This window comes from Ruegeria sp. D3 (assembly GCF_056534465.1).
In genome coordinates this window covers 73,689-91,971 of record NZ_JBQFPK010000013.1, presented here as the reverse complement: position 1 = coordinate 91,971, position 18,283 = coordinate 73,689, and the positions used below count along the sequence as shown (strand labels likewise).

The 18,283-nt window shown below is 56.9% G+C and carries 21 protein-coding genes; 16 read left to right on the top strand and 5 right to left on the bottom strand.

Features of this window, described 5'->3' with window-relative positions:
* The first annotated feature begins 88 nt into the window (after nt 1-88).
* The 8 genes from speB to ACR0DX_RS17860 all read left to right on the top strand — a co-directional run bounded on the left by speB (nt 89) and on the right by ACR0DX_RS17860 (nt 6,540).
* Nucleotides 89-1,051: an agmatinase gene (speB, locus tag ACR0DX_RS17895; RefSeq protein WP_170356360.1), complete on the top strand. Its 963-nt coding sequence runs from the start codon at nt 89-91 to the stop codon at nt 1,049-1,051.
* A gap of 22 nt (nt 1,052-1,073) precedes the next feature.
* Nucleotides 1,074-2,150 carry an extracellular solute-binding protein gene (locus ACR0DX_RS17890; RefSeq protein ID WP_170724813.1) on the top strand — a complete coding sequence of 359 codons (1,077 nt, stop codon included), beginning with the start codon at nt 1,074-1,076 and terminating at the stop codon, nt 2,148-2,150.
* A gap of 72 nt (nt 2,151-2,222) precedes the next feature.
* Nucleotides 2,223-3,281, top strand: a complete 1,059-nt coding sequence (locus ACR0DX_RS17885) for an ABC transporter ATP-binding protein (RefSeq protein WP_170356362.1) — start codon at nt 2,223-2,225, stop codon at nt 3,279-3,281.
* 9 nt (nt 3,282-3,290) lie between these two features.
* Nucleotides 3,291-4,130 (top strand): ABC transporter permease, encoded by an 840-nt coding sequence (locus ACR0DX_RS17880; protein ID WP_170724812.1) that lies wholly within the window; start codon nt 3,291-3,293, stop codon nt 4,128-4,130.
* On the top strand, nt 4,127-4,912 hold the full coding sequence (locus ACR0DX_RS17875) for an ABC transporter permease (RefSeq protein ID WP_170356364.1): 786 nt from the start codon (nt 4,127-4,129) through the stop codon (nt 4,910-4,912). The genes ACR0DX_RS17880 and ACR0DX_RS17875 overlap by 4 nt, the downstream gene beginning before the upstream one ends.
* Before the next feature lie 7 nt (nt 4,913-4,919).
* Nucleotides 4,920-5,507 carry a nitrile hydratase subunit alpha gene (gene nthA, locus ACR0DX_RS17870; protein WP_170356365.1) on the top strand — a complete coding sequence of 196 codons (588 nt, stop codon included), beginning with the start codon at nt 4,920-4,922 and terminating at the stop codon, nt 5,505-5,507.
* A 9-nt stretch (nt 5,508-5,516) separates the two neighbouring features.
* Nucleotides 5,517-6,179, top strand: coding sequence for a nitrile hydratase subunit beta (gene nthB / locus ACR0DX_RS17865; protein WP_170356366.1), 663 nt, complete (start codon nt 5,517-5,519; stop codon nt 6,177-6,179).
* Nucleotides 6,172-6,540 (top strand): nitrile hydratase accessory protein, encoded by a 369-nt coding sequence (locus ACR0DX_RS17860; protein ID WP_170356367.1) that lies wholly within the window; start codon nt 6,172-6,174, stop codon nt 6,538-6,540. The genes nthB and ACR0DX_RS17860 overlap by 8 nt, the downstream gene beginning before the upstream one ends.
* Nucleotides 6,541-6,621: 81 nt before the next feature.
* On the opposite strand, the gene ACR0DX_RS17855 is transcribed toward ACR0DX_RS17860, so the two are convergent.
* Genes ACR0DX_RS17855 through ACR0DX_RS17835 form a run of 5 tightly spaced genes read right to left on the bottom strand, consistent with a single transcriptional unit; the run spans nt 6,622 to nt 10,166 of the window.
* Entirely contained in the window at nt 6,622-7,998 is a 1,377-nt protein-coding gene (locus ACR0DX_RS17855) for a DUF4384 domain-containing protein (RefSeq protein ID WP_170356368.1), read from the bottom strand.
* A complete protein-coding gene (locus ACR0DX_RS17850) occupies nt 7,995-8,405 on the bottom strand; it encodes an ExbD/TolR family protein (RefSeq protein ID WP_170356369.1) in 411 nt (136 codons plus the stop codon). Before ACR0DX_RS17850 ends, ACR0DX_RS17855 begins: the two co-directional genes overlap by 4 nt.
* The gene (locus tag ACR0DX_RS17845) at nt 8,402-8,830 is read right to left on the bottom strand and encodes an ExbD/TolR family protein (RefSeq protein WP_170356370.1); all 429 of its coding nucleotides are present in this window, start codon (nt 8,828-8,830) and stop codon (nt 8,402-8,404) included. Before ACR0DX_RS17845 ends, ACR0DX_RS17850 begins: the two co-directional genes overlap by 4 nt.
* Nucleotides 8,831-8,840: 10 nt before the next feature.
* Entirely contained in the window at nt 8,841-9,461 is a 621-nt protein-coding gene (locus tag ACR0DX_RS17840; protein WP_170356371.1) for a MotA/TolQ/ExbB proton channel family protein, read from the bottom strand.
* A 3-nt stretch (nt 9,462-9,464) separates the two neighbouring features.
* Entirely contained in the window at nt 9,465-10,166 is a 702-nt protein-coding gene (locus ACR0DX_RS17835) for a hypothetical protein (RefSeq protein WP_480846925.1), read from the bottom strand.
* Between the two features lie 97 nt (nt 10,167-10,263).
* Here ACR0DX_RS17835 and tssA point away from each other — a divergent pair, with 97 nt between their 5' ends.
* The 8 genes from tssA to tssG all read left to right on the top strand — a co-directional run bounded on the left by tssA (nt 10,264) and on the right by tssG (nt 18,283).
* Nucleotides 10,264-11,310, top strand: coding sequence for a type VI secretion system protein TssA (gene tssA / locus ACR0DX_RS17830; RefSeq protein ID WP_170356372.1), 1,047 nt, complete (start codon nt 10,264-10,266; stop codon nt 11,308-11,310).
* A gap of 67 nt (nt 11,311-11,377) precedes the next feature.
* A complete protein-coding gene (gene tssB / locus ACR0DX_RS17825) occupies nt 11,378-11,893 on the top strand; it encodes a type VI secretion system contractile sheath small subunit (RefSeq protein ID WP_170356373.1) in 516 nt (171 codons plus the stop codon).
* Between the two features lie 3 nt (nt 11,894-11,896).
* Entirely contained in the window at nt 11,897-13,393 is a 1,497-nt protein-coding gene (gene tssC / locus ACR0DX_RS17820; protein ID WP_170356374.1) for a type VI secretion system contractile sheath large subunit, read from the top strand.
* 94 nt (nt 13,394-13,487) lie between these two features.
* Entirely contained in the window at nt 13,488-13,982 is a 495-nt protein-coding gene (locus ACR0DX_RS17815) for an Hcp family type VI secretion system effector (protein WP_170356375.1), read from the top strand.
* Nucleotides 13,983-14,061: 79 nt separating this feature from the next.
* Nucleotides 14,062-14,883, top strand: a complete 822-nt coding sequence (locus tag ACR0DX_RS17810) for a type VI secretion system accessory protein TagJ (RefSeq protein ID WP_170356376.1) — start codon at nt 14,062-14,064, stop codon at nt 14,881-14,883.
* The gene (gene tssE, locus ACR0DX_RS17805) at nt 14,876-15,370 is read left to right on the top strand and encodes a type VI secretion system baseplate subunit TssE (protein ID WP_170356377.1); all 495 of its coding nucleotides are present in this window, start codon (nt 14,876-14,878) and stop codon (nt 15,368-15,370) included. The genes ACR0DX_RS17810 and tssE overlap by 8 nt, the downstream gene beginning before the upstream one ends.
* A gap of 4 nt (nt 15,371-15,374) precedes the next feature.
* Complete coding sequence (gene tssF, locus ACR0DX_RS17800; protein ID WP_170724808.1) at nt 15,375-17,252, top strand: type VI secretion system baseplate subunit TssF; 1,878 nt, start codon at nt 15,375-15,377, stop codon at nt 17,250-17,252.
* On the top strand, nt 17,216-18,283 hold the full coding sequence (gene tssG, locus ACR0DX_RS17795) for a type VI secretion system baseplate subunit TssG (RefSeq protein WP_170356379.1): 1,068 nt from the start codon (nt 17,216-17,218) through the stop codon (nt 18,281-18,283). The genes tssF and tssG overlap by 37 nt, the downstream gene beginning before the upstream one ends.

The following is an 18,283-nucleotide window of genomic DNA, read 5'->3' as shown; positions in this document are numbered from 1 at the left end:
TAAGGGTTTGCGCATCGCTATTTTTTGGCCCAACCGAGCCAATTAGGGTCAGAAGGACTTTCGTATGACCTCAGCCGCAGGAACCATAATGCCAGACACGACCGCGCCGCGTTACAACCAGCCTTTGGGTGGCAACGACATGCCCCGTTTCGGAGGCGGCACGACAATGATGCGCCTGCCAGCGCAGGAAACCGCCGCCGGGCTGGACGCTTGTTTCGTGGGCATTCCGATGGATATCGGCACCTCGAACCGGACGGGAACGCGTCACGGGCCACGTGCGATCCGCGCCGAAAGCTGCATGTTGCGGCCCTTCAACATGGCCACGGGCGCGGCACCTTTTGCCAAGATGCAGGTTGCCGATATTGGTGATGTGGCGATCAACACGTTTGATCTGAAGAAAACCATGGACATCATCACCGAGGCCTATGATGAGATACTCAGCCACGATGTAGTTCCGATCACACTGGGCGGTGATCACACGCTGACCTATCCGGTGCTGCGCGCGATCGCCCGCAAACACGGTCCGGTGGCCTTGATCCATGTGGATGCGCATTCGGACACGAATGACGAAATGTTTGGCGAAAAGATCGCCCATGGCACTCCGTTCCGCCGTGCGGTCGAAGATGGGCTGTTGCAGAATGACAAGGTGTTCCAGATCGGTCTGCGGGGGACGGGATACGCGCCCGATGATTTTGACTGGGGCCGTAATCAAGGCTTTACTGTCATTCAGGCCGAGGAGTGCTGGCACAAATCCCTGACCCCCCTGATGCAAGATATCCGCGCGCGGATCGGGGATGTGCCGACCTACCTGACCTTTGATATCGACAGTCTGGACCCGGCCTACGCGCCCGGAACCGGGACGGTCGAAATGGGCGGGCTGACCAATATTCAGGCGCTCGAAATCGTGCGCGGTTGTGCCGGGCTGAACCTTGTTGGCACCGATCTGGTCGAGGTCTCGCCGCAATATGATGTCAGCGGCTGTACCGCGCTGATCGGGGCTAATCTGGCCTATGAAATGCTTTGCGTCCTGCCCAAAAACCGGGCCAACTGAACAAAACCAACAGGAGATCACAATGCCAACCACCCTTTCACGTCGCCGATTTCTAGGTACCGCCGCCGCAACTGGGGCTGCCACACTAGCCGCGCCAGCCATCGTTCAGGCAGCGCAGCCGCTCAAGGTTGGAACCTATGGTGGGTTCTTTGAAGACAGCTTCAAGCAGTTCATCTTCCCCGAATTCACCAAGGCCACCGGGATCGAAGTGAACTCGGTCGCCGTTCCTACCGGCGAGACATGGCTGGTGCAGATCAAGAACGCTGCCCGCGCGAAGACTGCCCCGGCAGATGTGTCGCTGATGGCGGGTATTCCGCGTAGTCAAGGGGCGGATCAGAAAGTGTTCAAGGCATTGGACGATTCCAAAATCCCGAACCTTGCCAACATGACCGACACGTTCCAGGACAGATATGACGACGGAAACCTGTTCGGTGTTGGCGCGGTGTCTTGGTATATCACGCTGTGTACCAATTCGGACGAAATCCCGCAGGCTCCTGACAGCTGGGCCGCGCTATGGGATGAGACATACAAGGATCAGATTGGTCTTCTGGGTCTGGCCTCGAACTCGTACATGCTTGAGGTAACGGCGACGACTTTCTTTGGTGGAACGGACATACTTGATACCAAAGATGGCATCCAACAAGTGTTCGACAAGCTGTCCGAAGTAGTGCCCAACGTGCGGCTTTGGTACAAGGACGAAGGCGCATTCCAGCAAGCGCTGCAGGACGGTGAGATTCCGATGGGCCAGTATTATCACGACGTGGCCGGTCTGGCCGCTGCCGAAGGCTTCCCGGTTGTCTCGACTTTCCCGAAAGAGGGTGGGATCGTGGACTCGGGCTATTGGATCGTGCCTGAACACGCCAAACCGTTGGATGAGATCCACGCATTTATCGACTTCATCGCGGCGCCCGAAACGCAGGCGTTGTTGTCGCGCAATGTCGGCACCGCTCCTGTGATCGATCCGAGCCTGACCGATCTGACAGCCGAAGAACTCGCCGCGGTGAGCAGCCCCGAGGCTCCGATCGTTCCGCGGTATGATGTCTACAAAGAGCATGCCAACTGGATTTCCGACACCTGGAACCAGATGATCGCGGGCTAACACCACTCACGACACTGGCCCGTCCCGCGCAGGTGGGGTGGGCCGCTTCCCTTGTTGAAAGAAAAGACCCTTATGCCAGGTTTAAGCATCGAAAACGTCACCAAGAAATTCGGCACTGTGACGGCCGTTAAAGATGTGAACCTTCAGTTCAATACCGGCGAGATGATCTGTTTTCTGGGTCCGTCTGGCTGTGGCAAGACCACTCTGCTGCGGATGATCGCCGGGCTGGACGAACCCACGCAAGGCACGATACGGTTCGAGGATCAGGACCTGACCGGCCTGCCTGTCCATCAGCGCAACATCGGCATGGTGTTTCAGTCCTTTGCGCTGTTTCCGCATCTGAATGTGGGTGAAAACATCAGCTATGCGATGCGCATTCGGGGCCATTCCCGGTCGGAATGCGAAGACCGCGCGCGGCAGTTGCTGGATATGGTTCACCTTCCGGGGCTAGAGGATCGCAAGATCTCGCAATTGTCGGGCGGTCAACGTCAGCGCGTGGCGATCGCGCGGGCCTTGGCGCTGAACCCGCAGGTTTTCTTGTTGGACGAGCCGATGTCGGCGCTGGATGCCAATCTGCGCGAGGTCATGCAGATTGAGCTGCGCAAGCTTCAACAAGAGCTTGGGATCACCACTGTCGTCGTCACTCATGACCAGACCGAGGCGATGACGATGGCCGATCAGATCGTGGTCATGGGCAAGGCGCAGGTGCTGCAGACCGGCACCCCGATGGAGATCTACAAGACCCCGGTCGACAAATTCGTGGCCGGTTTCATCGGCACCAGCAACCTGCTGACTGCCAAGATGTCAGGGCCTGACCGTGTACATGTGAACGGGGTCGATCTGACGGTGGACGGCAACACTGGAACCTTCACCAAGGGCGATGACGTTCTGCTGATGACCCGCCCCGAAGAGGTGTTCGTGCATCATCCCTCGGACGTGGATGTGGCCAACTCAATCACCGGTACGGTGACATTCGTGCGCGATATCGGCGCCACGATCGAGATTTTGGTGGATTGCGCCGGGCATGAGGTGATCTCGGTCCTTACACCAAAGGACTGGCCCAATGTGAAAGTGGGTGATCAGGTCCATGTTGAAATGCCTGCTGCGGCCTGCAGCGTGTTGGCGGTATAGGAGGGCGAAATGCAGACAAGCGCGCTTTCCCGCTATATCGGGCTGATCCCGTCCTCGGTGATGATCGGGGCGTTTTTTGTGATCCCCTTTGTCCTGATCCTGCTGACCAGCGTGTCCACGCCTACCGATGACGGAGGTTATGCCACCAGCTTTGACCTCCAGCATTTTGAACGATTTCTGACCTGGTTCTATATCGAACGGGCGCTGTTTTCGGCGGGTCTGTGCGCGCTGATCGCAGTGCTGAGCCTGTTGATCGCGTATCCCTTCACCTATTTCCTGACCACTTTCCCTCCGCGCTCGCAGACTTTTTGGTTGATCTACATTCTGGCGCAGCTGTCCCTGTCCGAAGTGCTGATCGCCTTCAGCTGGCAAATCCTTTTGTCCCGCACCGCAGGGGTGGCCAACATACTTGTCTGGATCGGGTTGATTGAGAAAAGCTTTGCCATGACCCCCTCGGCAGGCGCAGTAGTCGCCGCGCTGGTCTATCTGACCGTGCCGTTTTCAGTACTGCTGCTGTTTCCCGCGCTCAGCCGGTTGGACAAAAGCTTGATCGAGGCATCGCGAACGCTTGGGGCCTCGCCTTTGCGGACGTTTTTCACGGTGATCATTCCCGTTACGCGGCCTGCGATCATCTCGGGCGGGGTCACGGTATTTGTGCTGACGCTGGGGGCCATTATCGTGCCGCAGGTTCTGGGCAAGCCCGAACACTGGACGCTGTCAGTGCTGATTACGGATCAGGCGATATTCAATTTCAATATGCCCTTTGCCTCAGCGCTGGCGGTGGTGTTGCTGACCCTCAGCGCGACGGTGATCTGGCTGGTCACGAAATTCTCGGGGAAAAAGGCATGAGAGCGCTGCGCAGTATCTATCTGGCGCTGTTCGCGCTGTATCTGATCGGGCCGATCCTTGTGATTGCAGCCGTTTCCTTCAACGCCAAAAAGTTTCTGGCCTTCCCGCCGCGCGGCTTTTCCTTCCGCTGGTATGCCGAGGTTTTTGTGGCGAATGATTGGTTTACTGCGCTGAAAAACTCTTTGTTCATCGCCTTCGCCTCGGCCAGCCTTTCGGTTCTGATCGCGATGCCGGTGGCCTATTTCGCGTGGCGCTATGGACTGCGCTATGCCAAGGCGCTGCTGGCGCTTGGGGTAGCACCGTTTATCCTGCCGCCCGTCATCATGGCGCTGGCCTTCCTGTTGTTCTTCACCGGGATTGGGCTGAACGGGCTGATGATCAACGTCATCATTGCCCATGCGGTTTTCCTGCTGGCCCTGCCTTTGGTGACGATCTCGCTGGGTTTGGAAAGCGTCGATCATGCGCTGATCGAGGCCAGCCAGACCATGGGCGCCTCAAACGCCGTTGTCTTCCGCACGGTGATCCTGCCGATTGCCGCCCCCTTTGCCTTTGCGGGGTTTGCGTTCTGCTTTGTCCTCAGCCTGAATGAATACATCATCGCGCTTATGACCGTGGGCTTCTCGGTCGAGACACTGCCGATCAAGATTTTCAACGCCCTGCGCTATGGCTACACGCCGGTTATTGCGTCGATTGCGGTGATCTTCATGGTGATAAATATCGTGATTTTCGCCCTGATCGCGCGGCTTTCAAACTTGGCTCGTATTCTCGGCGCGATGGAGTAACCGACCCATGCCCCATGATCACGATCCACTGGAAGAAGGCCCCGCCCTGCGCGTGCGCGCGCTGGAGGAGCTGATGGTGGCCAAGGGGTTGGTCAAACCCGAAACGCTGGACAGCATCGTTCAATATTATGAGCGCGAAACCGGCCCGCGCAACGGCGCGGCTGTAGTGGCGCGTGCGTGGACGGATTCGGAATATAAAGACTGGCTACTGCGCGACGGGTCCGCGGCGATCAATGCGATGGGGTTCAGCGGGTTCCAGGGCGAACATATCCGGGTGGTCGAAAACACGGACGCGGTTCACAACGTCATCGTTTGCACCTTGTGTTCCTGCTATCCGTGGCCGGTTTTAGGCCTGCCGCCCACATGGTACAAAAGCCCCGCCTACCGGTCGCGTGTGGTGCGTGAACCTCGTGCGGTTCTGGCGGAGTTTGGTGTCAGCCTGCCCGAAGAGGTGCAGATCAAGGTTTGGGACAGCACGGCCGAGATCCGCTATCTGGTTCTGCCACGCCGCCCCGACGGGACCGAGGGGCTTTCCACGGCAGAACTGGCTGATCGTGTCACCCGCAACGGCATGATCGGCACGGCTTTGGTTTAGGGGCAGGGTATGGACGGCATTCATGATATGGGCGGGATGCACGGGTTTGGACCGGTTCCCTGCGATCAGGATCGGGCCTTTGATCACGATTGGCAAAAGCGCGCTTTTGCCCTGACCGAGGCTTTGGCGTGGTCTGTGCCTTTCTGCGCCGATGAACACCGCGCGGCAATCGAACGGATTGCCCCCGCGGATTACCTGCGGCTGGATTACTTTGAAAAATGGACCGTGGCCGCGACTGCGCTGGTACAAGCTGCGGGTCTGGTTGACCCCCAGGAAGTCGCGTCGGGTCTGAAACGGTTCGATATCCCGCAGGGTGATCATCCGGCGGTCAGTCCGGCTGACATACTGGCGGCCACCAAGGCAGGGGCCGAGATGACATTCCCCCCAACCACCGCCACGCCACGCTTTGCCATCGGTCAGTCAGTGCGCGTTCTGGCCAACAATCCCGTTGGTCACACGCGGGTGCCTCGTTATGTGCGCAACCACGTCGGGAAGGTCATCGCCGATATGGGGGTGTTTCAGTTCGCCGACTCGATGGCAAGCGGGCAAGGCCCTGATCCTCAGCATTGCTATACGGTCGAATTTTCGTCCAAGGATTTGTGGGGCAGTGCTGCAGACGCCAATGGTTACGTCTGTCTTGATCTTTGGGAGAGTTATCTTGACGATGTGTGACGCCCATGACGTGGCGTTGCAAAACGTCCGTCGCTCGATCCCCGGGCTGGATGAAAGCGGCCCTTTGTTCCTTGCTCCATGGCAGACTCGGATATTTGCTCTTGTCGTGGCCATGGTCCAACAAGGGCATTTCCCTTGGACGACGTTTCAATCCCGCCTTGCGGCCCTGATCACTGAAATGGAAAGGCGCAACAGCGCGGGTACGGCACGGGCCGTGGAAACGGCTTACTTCGATTGCTGGCTGCGCGCTGTAGAAGATACCTTGACCAGTGAGGGTTCTCTGAATGCACCGGAATTGGAAAACAGAATTTTGGATATTCAGCAAACAGTGGCCAAGATCAGAGCGGCACAGTCTGCGTAGATCCAAAGGTCCAACGTTCGGGATTAGCATCGGGGTAAAGGCAGCAGCTCCTTCTGCTTAGATCACGGATTTGATGCGTCTCTAACGCTCGGCTGTGGTGATAAAGAAATAGACCCACTCTCCTTTGAAGTCGGGGTTCACGTCCCGAGCTTCGGCGACGCGAGATTTGAGGAACTTAAGGTAAGCATCGGCCGGTTCGATTAGTGGGCGATCCTCTTGGTATAGCGGATCTGACGCAGCAAAGGCGACGGCGATTTCCTGTCCGTAAGGTGGACCTATCGTGATGAAAAGGCCGGGATGACCCGGCGCGGCCGCGCCCACGCGAAATGCGGACTTTGCCAGTGTCGGCTGCATCGGGGTCGATGCATTCGGTCGCAAATGGATGACTTGCCCTTGGGCATCAAAGTAGTCGACATAGACGTATGCGTCGTAGTCTGCTCCGGTCAGGTCAAGAACCAGTTGTTGACCGTTCACATAGCGAAACGCGCGCGCATGAATGTCTTCCCCGATCAATAGTGGATTGGTGATCTGGTCCGTTGATTGCGGCAAGCCAATATCGGCTATTCCGCTGAGTGCGCCGCATTGCGGGCGGGGCAGGATGCGCAACTTGTCCTCGACCTGAATGTTGGTACCCATCTGCGTCTGAAGGGCGGCCAGAACCGGGTTACGCAATCCATCCTCGGGGATATGTCCAATAAGCTGCAAAGTGTTTGTGTCTGGCTGAAACTGAACCTGCAGCCGTGCGCAGGGTACTTGAGCCAAAAGCCCATCGATCCCGTCGCGCAGATTTTCGGCCGATTTTCCGGCATCTTCCGGCTGCATAAAGCTTTGGATCGCGGCCAATGAGACCGGGTCTATCGGTCCTTCGCCAGAGGTTGAAAACACCTCGGATGCGGCAGTTTGCGGGATGTCGGGAACCGTTTGTGTCAGGACGACGGGTTGGAGTTGCACGGATTGCGAGACGTCCGCAGTGGGTTGCGCCGGAGGCACGGTTTGCGCCAGCGGTTGTTTCAATGAGACCGGATTGGCCTGTACCGCAGCAGAGACCAACTGCGATGCGGGTAATGCCGTCGCCTGCAGTGGCTGAGATGTGGCGGAAACGGGCTGCGCGGGGTCGAGCGTTGCCTCAGACGCCGACAATGTATCGGTGTTCGGAATAGTCACTGCAACTAGCTGCTGGGGAAGCTGAGCGGCAGTCGCTGTTGACTGTCGGATCGTGCTTTGGCCCAGCTGAGCGCCCGAGGCGTCCTCGGTTTGAGCGGTTTCTGAGTCTGGTTGGGATTCAACGGCCTCGCTTTTTTTTACTTGGTGGGCCGAAAGCTGCATTTGTGTTTCGGGAACCGGCTGTTCAACAACCGGTTCGGGTTCGACGCTCCAAATCAGGGCGATGGCGCCTCCGACATGCAGGGCGAGTGAAACGATCAGCCCGATACCCCATAAGACGGCCCCCCGGATCATTGCGCCGGTCCCGGAGGGGTTACGACCAACACCACATCGCGGGCGCCCATAGCCTCAAACTGAGCAATACGGGGCAGGATTGATCGCAACGTTGCTTCGCGATGCGCATTGATGCGGATCAGAATGTCTGGTTGGGCCAACAGCAACGACTGAACGCGACGCTCGATGTCTTCCTGCGCTACGGTCTCACCGTCCAATGCGATTGTGCCATCTGCTGCCACCGAGATTGTGATGCCGCCTGCGGGCATGTCCGCGCCGGTCACCGCGACAGGCGGAGCCACGTCAAAGGGTGCCGTGGCATCCATACGACCGATCAGCATGAAGAAGACCAGCAAAAAGAACACAACGTCGATCAAGGCAATGATCGTTTCGGGGTGGTGGCGTGGGGCAGGGCGGGTGATTTTCACGGACTAGCCTCCAGTCGAACCACGCGCATGTTCACGGTCCCGGCCTGGGTGACTGTATCCATGACCGATACAAGAGATTGTAGCCTGGCCCCTCCGGTAGGCAGCACGATGACCTGAAGACCGGGGTCTCGGCTTAGTCGTCGGGTCAATAGGTCGGACAAGTCATCATGCGATACCGCTTGGCCCTGATGAAACGGGGCTCCGTCCGTGCCTATGCGGATCAGTAACGTTTCAGCTGTGCCCTCTCCGGTCGTCCCTTGTGCGGGGCTGTCGCGTTGCGCCAGCGCCGGGATCATGTCGAGGTTCAAATACGTCGACGTAACCATGAAGAACACCAGCAAGATCAACATGACGTCGATCATCGGCACCAGCGAGATCAATGGCCGGGTTGGCTTGCGTCTGTTCAGGCTGAGATCGCTGTCCATCGACACCTTCCTAATGCGCGCCGCGCTCCTCCAATACCATGAGTTGGCCGACTGCGTTTTCGATGGATTGCGCGCCGGCTTCGGCCCGCCCTGACAGTAACGAAGCCCCAATCGCGGCTGGAATGGCGACCACTAACCCTGCTGCAGTCGTCAAAAGTGCTTGCCAGATACCACCTGCCAGAACCGAGGCGTTGGCAGCGCCCTGTGCCAGCTCAAGCTCTTGAAAAGACTGGATCATGCCGGTCACTGTACCTAGCAAACCCAGCAGGGGTGAGATCATTGCAATCAATTCCAGCACGCGAATCCAGCTGTTCATTGTGGCAAATTCCAAATTTCCGCGCCGTGTCAGCTCGGCCATTAAGGCGGGGCCTTTGAAGCCGTCGATAAGCCCCTGCATCGCGTAGGCACACACCCTGTCCGCTGGGGATTTGCCCGCAGCGACAGCCTGATGCGCTGCTTGCCGTTCGCCCTTGGACCATTGAACAAAAGCTGCGTCCCTTACTGGTCCGCCCGAATTGACAGGGGCCAGTTTAATCACTTTGACGACGATTACGGTCAGAGACAGCAGGGATAGCAGCCCCAGAATGGCGATGATTGGGCCTCCGGTGCCCAAGTTTTCCAAGCCCGGCATGACTTATTGCGCCAGATTGGCAGCGGTCTTGCTGTCCAGCGCCAGAAGCGGGAAGCAATCGACAGGGTCGGAATTCTGCGGTTTGCATGCAGGCAGGTCGTGCAGCAGAATTTCAGAAATATCCGAGCACTCAATTTCGGGGATTTCGAACAGTTTCAGAGTGGTCCGCTGAACGGGCAGAGGGGCGGCGTCAATCGACAGAAGCCGGTCTATCACGCCATCTTTATCAAGGATCGCAAGCGACATTTCAAATTCTTCGAAACTATTGTCTGTCTGATTGCGAAAAAGAAAAAATGCGCGGCAGCCTCCTGCTTCGCCGGGTTCGAATTTGTTAAGCTCGATTGAAAGCCTGCTTTCGTCCGCCTGCGCCATTAAAGCTGCACATGAAAGCGCGATGGCTGCAATAAGTCTTGTTCTCATTCTTCTCCCCATTCCCGATTGGCGGCCTTGCGCCGTAGTTCCGAAACACCGCGTCGTCCGACTTTGAGCAATCATTGCAGCATTGAACCGCAGGCAAGAAGAAAAAAATACATTGCAACTACATCTAAATCTGTCAGCCAAAAGAAAAATCGCTGTTGCCCACCGTAGCAGCCAAGCAATGTCGTAAAAAAAACGTATTTTTAAGGTTTGACTTTGTGCCGGGTGTGCGGCTGATTCAACACAATGACTGGGCTTAAAACGTGAAATGTGTGCAAGTTTTGTCACTCTGTGAAATAGTTCATATTGGTAGTCGGGAACATCACGTTAAGCGGTGCCAACAAACGAAAAAGCGGTTCTCAACCGCCACGTTATTGGGGAGAGTATGAATTTATCGTCTTATCTGGAGCCCAGAAACGAAGACCAGCCGAGCGGCGAAAACCTGGAATATGATCCGGCGTTTACCGATCTGGAAATAGCCGCGCAGCCCGGCGAAGAACGGCAAATGGGTGACGAGGTCGTCGCTGCCGAAGAACAGGACTGGGGCGATGTCGAGTCCAAAGCGCTGGCGATCATGGAGCAAAGCCACGACCTGCGTGCCGCAGTTTATCTGGCCGAGGCCGTATTGCACACCAAGGGCCTGCCTGCATTTGCGACCTCTCTGAATTATATCAAATCCCTGCTCGAAGATTTCTGGGAGACATGTCACCCCGAGCTGGACGAAGATGATGGCGATGCGACAATGCGGATCAACGCGGTGCGTGGTCTGGCTTCGTCGGATCGCATGGTAAAAGCGCTGCGTCGCACGGGTCTGACGGACAGCCGTATGTTTGGGCGCATGACTCTGCGTCACTTGGACGTTGTGGATGGTCGGATCAATATGCCCGCCGATCTGGACGACATCCCGGACGCCAACAGCGTTGCTGCAGCTTTCAAAGACACCGATGATGAGGTGCTGTCTGCAAATGCCGATGCGGTTTCGTCAGCGCTAGAGGATGCCAGCGCGATTGACGCTGTGTTCTCGGACAAGACGCCAGGCGAAGGCCCCGATCTGGATCCTTTGATTGTAGCGCTCAAGAGCATCAAGCAAGCACTGGCACAATATGCCGATGTTGGTGAGATTTCTGCCGATGACATGGTAGATGCAAGCGTTTCAGCGCCTTCTGTGGCCCCGACTGGTGGTGCGGCAGCGCCGGCACCTGCGGGCGGTGGTGCGATCAATTCGCCCGACGATGTGACCCGGATGCTGGATCGCATTATGGACTACTATGCGCGGTGCGAGCCATCCAGCCCGCTTCCCATTTTGCTGGAGCGGGCCAAGCGCTTGGTCAATGCCGACTTTCTTACGATCATCGAGGACATGGCCAAGGAAGGTCTGGACGAAGTACGCCAGATTGGCGGCCTGAAAGATGATGATGACGATGGATTTTAATCCGCACCCGGCAGCGCCGGGGCGGGGACCGAAACAAAAAACTGACGGATGAATCGAGGAGCAACAGATGGCTGACAGTTCACAAAAATTCATAGCTCGGAACAGGGCTCCGAGGGTTCAGATCGAATATGATGTGGAGCTTTACGGAGCCGAGAAAAAGGTGCAGCTGCCCTTCGTTATGGGCGTCATGAGCGATTTGGCCGGTAAGTCCGAGGTGGAACAGCCTGCCGTCGCTGACCGGAAATTCCTGGAGATCGACGTCGACAATTTCGATGACCGGATGAAGTCGATGGCGCCGCGTGCAGCGTTTACCGTGCCGAACACGCTGACCGGTGAAGGTAATTTGGCGGTGGATATCACTTTCGAAAGCATGGACGATTTCAGCCCTGCTGCTATCGCCGCCAAGGTTGCTCCGCTGAAAGAGCTGCTGGATGCGCGGACGCAGCTGTCCAACCTGATGACGTACATGGATGGCAAAACCGGGGCCGAGGATCTGATTTCGAAAATCATGCAGGACCCCAGCCTGCTGAAAACACTTGCAGCCCAGCCCAAACCGGGCGGCGACGCTGCCGAGGAGGAATAAAAGATGGCCGATCAAGAAGCCAATGTAGAAGCCGCCGAAGGCGCCACAGCGTTTGGATCCTCAGAATTCGAAGCGCTGCTGACCAAGGAATTCCGTCCGAAATCGGATCAGGCGAAAACCGCTGTCGAAAGCGCGGTTAAGACGCTGGCCGAACAGGCGCTGGCCAATACCGGCCTGATTTCGGACGACGCTTTGCGCTCGATCGAAGGGATCATTGCCGAGATCGACAAGAAACTGACCGAACAGGTCAACTTGATCTTGCACCACGAAGAATTCCAACAGATGGAAAGCGCGTGGCGCGGCCTGCATTATCTGGTGAACAACACCGAAACCGACGAGATGCTGAAAATCCGCGTGATGAACATCTCGAAGAAAGACATGCACAAGACCCTGCGCAAATTCAAAGGGACCGCATGGGATCAGTCGCCGATCTTCAAGAAACTCTATGAAGAAGAATTCGGCCAGTTCGGGGGCGAACCCTATGGCTCACTTGTGGCGGATTACCATTTCGACCACAGCCCGCAGGATATTGAGCTGCTGGGCGAGATGTCCAAGATCGCCGCCGCGGCCCATGCCCCTCTGATCACCGGGGCCAAGCCCAGCCTGTTCCAGATGGACAGCTGGTCGGAACTGGCCAACCCGCGCGATCTGACCAAGATCTTCCAGACGCCGGAATACGCCGCATGGCGCTCCTTGCGGGAAAGCGAGGATTCCAAATATGTCGGTCTGGCGATGCCGCGCTTCTTGGGGCGTTTGCCTTACGGTTCCAAAACCGAACCGGTTGAGGCATTTGCGTTTGAGGAAGACACAAGCGGTGCCAACAGCGACAGCTATAGCTGGGTGAACGCGGCCTATGGCATGGCGGTCAACATCAACCGGTCGTTCAAGGAATATGGCTGGTGCTCGCGGATTCGCGGTGTGGAAAGCGGCGGTACGGTCGAAGGCCTACCCGCGCATACCTTCCCAACCGACGATGGCGGCGTGGATATGAAGTGCCCGACCGAGATTGCAATCTCGGACCGTCGCGAGGCTGAACTGGCCAAGAACGGCATGATGCCCCTGATCCACCGTAAGAACAGCGACTCGGCGACGTTTATCGGCGCGCAATCGCTGCACAAGCCTGCGGAATATGATGATCCGGATGCAAGCGCCAACGCAAACCTTGCCGCGCGCCTACCGTATCTGTTCGCGACCTGCCGTTTTGCGCATTACCTGAAATGTATGGTGCGCGACAAAGTCGGGTCGTTCAAAAGCCGTCAGGACATGGAAAGCTGGTTGCAGGACTGGATCAACCAATATGTTGACTTCAACGCCGACATTTCCGCCGAAGCCGAGAAGGCGCGCAAGCCACTGGCCTCGGCCGAGGTTGTGGTTGAAGATGTCGAAGGGAACCCTGGATATTACACGTCCAAGTTCTTCCTACGACCGCATTACCAGCTTGAGGGGCTGTCCGTATCTCTGCGACTGGTATCAAAGTTGCCATCAGAAAAAGCAGGTTAAATCAAAAACTTCGGCGGCGAGTGAAGTGGTTCACTGCCGCCGAATCAAACCTCGAATATCTCAGAGTCATCTCTAGTCCTTAAAGGAAGGTAAAATGGAAAACGTATTCATCAAAATGGACTTCCCTGGTGAAGCCCGGGAAAAGCAGCACTCTGAATGGATCGCTTGTAAAGAAGTCAGCTGGGAAGTTGCGCGGACCCTGGATATGGGTGACATGGGGACCACTCAGCGTGGATACGCGAACGCGAACTTCGGCAAGGTTTCGTTGACAACCGAACTCAGCAAAGCATCGGCCAAGCTGATGACTTATGTTGCGTCGGGCAAAGCCAATGGTGAGATGACAATCCACTTGTGCCGGTCGGGCGACGACGAAAAGAAAGGCATGGAGCCTTATCTGATCTTCACCCTGCGTGACGCGATCGTCGACAGCTATTCGGTGTCGGGTGGCGAGGAATCGATTCCGTCGGAAAACTGGACCGTTGCGTATCGCGGTATCTCGATCAAATACCGTATCGCCGATTTCAAAACCGGCAAGCTCAGCGATTGCAACGAGTTCAAGTGGAACCTGGAAACCGGCGACGTCAGCTGATTTTCACCACGATCCGGGCTTTGGCGGCGCATGTCGCCCAAGCCCTCTTTAATTATTTTCCAGACGACGCGAGGCCCGCATGACGCCGGAAGACCATCTAAGAACAGGCGATCTGACTGCCACGCTTACTGCGCTGCAAGACAAAATCCGCGCCAATCCCGCAGATGCCAAACTGCGGATTTTCCTGTTTCAGCTTTTGTGCGTTATGGGCGACTGGAAACGCGCAATCACGCAGTTGAAACTGAGCGCCGAAATGGATGAGGCGGCCACGATGATGGCCAAGACCTACCGCGAGGCGATCATCTGCGAAGTGTACCGTGAAAAGGTCTTTGCAGCCGAAAAGACACCCATGGTTTTCGGCGAGCCCGAAGAGTGGCTGGCCCACCTGATCGAAGCGCAGAAACTGACTGCCGGAGGTAATTTCGAGCAAGCTGCCGAAATGCGGGCGAAAGCCTTTGATGCAGCCCCTGCAACTTCGGGAACTGTCAACGGTGAGGCATTTGAATGGATCGCTGATGCAGATATGCGTCTGGGTCCGGTTCTGGAAGTTATTGTAAACGGTCGTTATTTCTGGCTCCCGTTTTCTCAGATTGCCCGGTTAGAGATCGAAGCCCCCAGTGATCTGCGCGATGCCGTCTGGACCGCGTGCACATTGACTGTCGCCAGCGGCGGAGAAGTCGCTGCGCTGATCCCGACACGGTATCCCGGTACAACCCAGCAGGGTGATGATGCAGCACGTTTGGCGCGGGCGACAAGTTGGATGGATGCGGGCTCTGATACATTTGTGGGCGTGGGTCAGCGTCTGCTGACAACAGATCAATCCGATGTCGCCCTGTTGGATGTGCGCGAACTGGTACTGAACGTGGCCACCGAGGCCGGGGAAACGGCAGGAGATGGCTGAGAAGACCCTTGCCGAACGCCTGCAGCCTTCGCTTCTTGATCGGCTGACGGACGATGCGCCGGACCAGCAAAAAGAGGGTCGCGACGCACGTGTGATCGACGTCGGAAGGCTTAGGGAAATCATCCAGCGCGATTTGTCTTTGCTTCTGAACACCACTGATCAGTCCGATCTGATCGATGAAGACGTTTACCCGCACGCGGCGAAATCTGTCCTCAACTATGGCATTCGCGAGACGTCGGGCGCCTTTTCCACATTGCGGCAAGCGCAACGTATTCAGCGTTCGATTTCCGATTCCATCGAGGTTTTTGAGCCACGGATCGTTAAGGGTTCAGTTGCAGTGGATTTGCGTTCTGAAAAGGGCTCGGGTGAAATGCATGTTGAATATGACATCCGTGCCGTCATGTGGGCGCAACCGATGCCCTTGGAACTCTATTTGCGCAGCCGTGTAGATATAACGACCGGCGAAGTCGCAATCGAGCGGAGTTGACGTAATGGACACCCGTTTGCTTAAGCACTACGAAACCGAACTGGCCTTTCTGCGCGAAATGGGGGCCGAGTTTGCGGCCGCTTACCCCAAGATCGCGTCGCGTCTGGGCATGGAGGGGATTGAGGTCGTCGATCCCTATGTAGAACGGTTGCTGGAAGGCAGCGCCTTTCTGGCGGCCCGGGTTCAGTTGGAACTGGACATGCAGTTCCCGGCCTTTACCTCGAACCTTCTCGAAATCGTGTATCCGCATTATCTGGCCCCTACGCCCTCGATGATGATTGCCCAATTCGAGCCTGACATTGGCAACGCTGCGCTAAAAGAAGGTTATGAAATTCCCCGTGGTACGACGCTGCGTTCGCATTTGGCCGAAGGCGAACAGACAGCATGTGAGTTCACGACCTCAGCCGATATGACGCTGTGGCCCATCGAGATTACCGAGGCCGAGTATATCGACGGTCGAGGTGAACTGGTCGCAGCAGGGGTCGCAAAAGAAACTGACGCACGGGCTGGTATAAGGCTTCGTCTCAATCGGACCGATGGCGAGCCCATGTCAGAGCTGGCCTTGGACAGGCTTGTACTGCATCTGGACACTCAAAGCGGCAAAGCTTGGGCGCTGCACGAACTTCTGGCGACACAATGTGTCGGTTTGACAGGACGGTCGACGGATCGACGTGCTGACTGGACCGTTCGCTTGACTGGAGCGGATGCGGTTCCCAAAGGGTTTGAACGGGAAGAGGCCCTTTTGCCGACGCCGCGCCAATCCTTTGATGGCTACCGGTTGCTTCAAGAATATTTTTCAATGCCTGAACGGTTTTTGTTCGTAGAGCTGACAGAGTTGCAGCCAGCGTTGCGGCAATCCACGGGTACCGATGTCGACATCTACATTCTGTTACGCGACGGGATGCGTGATGTTGCTCCGGCGGTCGCACCTGCAGCGTTCGCGTTGAATGCTGTTCCTGCCGTCAACTTGTTCCGTCGCAGATGCGACCGGGTGCACATTACCCAAATGGATATCGAACATCACGTCGTTCCTAACCGAACAGCAGGGCTGGACTTTGAGATTTTCGCGATAGACCGGGTAACTGGAATTCAGTCTGACGAGGAAGGGGACATCCCGTTTCGTGCCTTCTACAGCGAAACTGATTTGACGGCTGCGGGCGATAATCATTCGGCCTACTACACGATCAAACGCCGTATGCGTCAGCGCAATGAAAAAGAACGTCTGCGCGGCGTACGCACCTCGTATCTTGGATCCGAGGTGTATCTGTCTCTGGTAGACCGGGCCGAAGCACCTTATCCGGGAACGCTGGATCAGTTGGCGGTCGAGGCTTTGTGTTCGAACCGCGATCTTCCTATGCTTCTGGCAGCAGGAGGCGCGGATGTTTTCCACTTGCCAGAAGGGGGCCCAGTCAAATCCGTGCGCACTCCGGTGACGCCCACACGCCCTCATGCAACGCTGGCACAAGGCGATGCGGCCTGGAAACTGATCAGCCATCTGAGCCTGAACTACCTGTCCATCGCCGGCGATGGCAAGGAAGGCGGCGCTGGGGCGCTGCGCGAATTGTTGGGAATTTACGCCCCTCTGGGCAACCGCGTGACGGAAAAGCAACTAGAAGGTGTTGTATCCGTTAGCAGCCGTCCGATTGTACGGCGCATGAGCGACGAAGTTCTCAGCACCGCCGTTCGCGGGCTTGAGATCACATTGGGCTTTGATGAGAGCTTTTATGAGGGCACCAGTGTTTATGTTCTGGGTGCGGTACTGGAACGGTTTTTTCGAAAGTACACAACCATCAACAGCTTTACGGAAACTGTTCTTAAGACCGAAAGACGAGGAGAGATTGCCAGATGGCGACCAGCGGCGGGCCTGGGCAGGGTCATTTGAACCTGCTTGCCGCTCTGGCGGCACATCCTGAAAGGCATCACGTCTTTCAGGCGCTTCGCGTGATCGAGGCGCATTACGCCGACGCGCCGCGTCTGGGTGAATCCCGCCGTCCGCACGAAGACAAGGTGCGACTGGGTCAGGACGTGTCGTTGGCCTTTCCGCCCACCACGCTGACCCGGTTCGAACCGGCAACGGACGGCGCACCCGGTAAGCTGAGCAATTTGTTTTTTGGCTATTTCGGCCCGCAAGGGCCTTTACCGCTGCATCTGACGGAATTCGCTCGAGACCGGTTGCGTAACCACCGAGATCCGACCTTTGTCGCCTTTACCGACATGCTGACGCATCGAATGATGAGTTTGCTTTACCGGGCATGGTCGGCCGCTGAACCAGCCCCCAGTTTTGACCGTGGGGATGATCCCTTCGAACAACGCGTTGCCGCTTTGGCCGGGTTCAAGGGAGACGGGTTCGATGACCGGGACGAAATGCCTGACATGTTGCGTCGGTTTTTCGCCGGGCATCTGGGATCAGGAACCAAGACCGTCGAAGGGCTTATCGCGATTCTGTCTGATTATTTCGGCGTCGAGGCTCATGTGCAGCAATTCGTCGGCAGCTGGCTTGAACTTGAACCCGACGATACATGGCAGTTGGGTGGACCCGCGCGTTTGGGGCAGTCCACAAGTATTGGCAACCGGGTCTGGTCGCGCTCTGCCAAGTTTCGCATCCGACTGGGGCCGGTCTCTTTCGAGGATTACAAACGACTTCTGCCCGGAGGTTTGTCGCAAAAACGGCTCGAGTCCATTCTTCGCACGTATGTCGGAGATACACTAGATTGGGAGGTCAATCTGGTGTTGGCCGGTGACGAAGTCCCACGCGCCTCGCTAGGCGGTACAACGCAGCTGGGCCATACAAGCTGGATCAGAACCCGCGACGACCCGGATGAAATGCGTCCGGATGTCGATGATCTGATCCTCTACCCCGGATACATGAACCAAGAATTTGAGGCCGCTGAACCGGTCCACAACGAGAGGTAA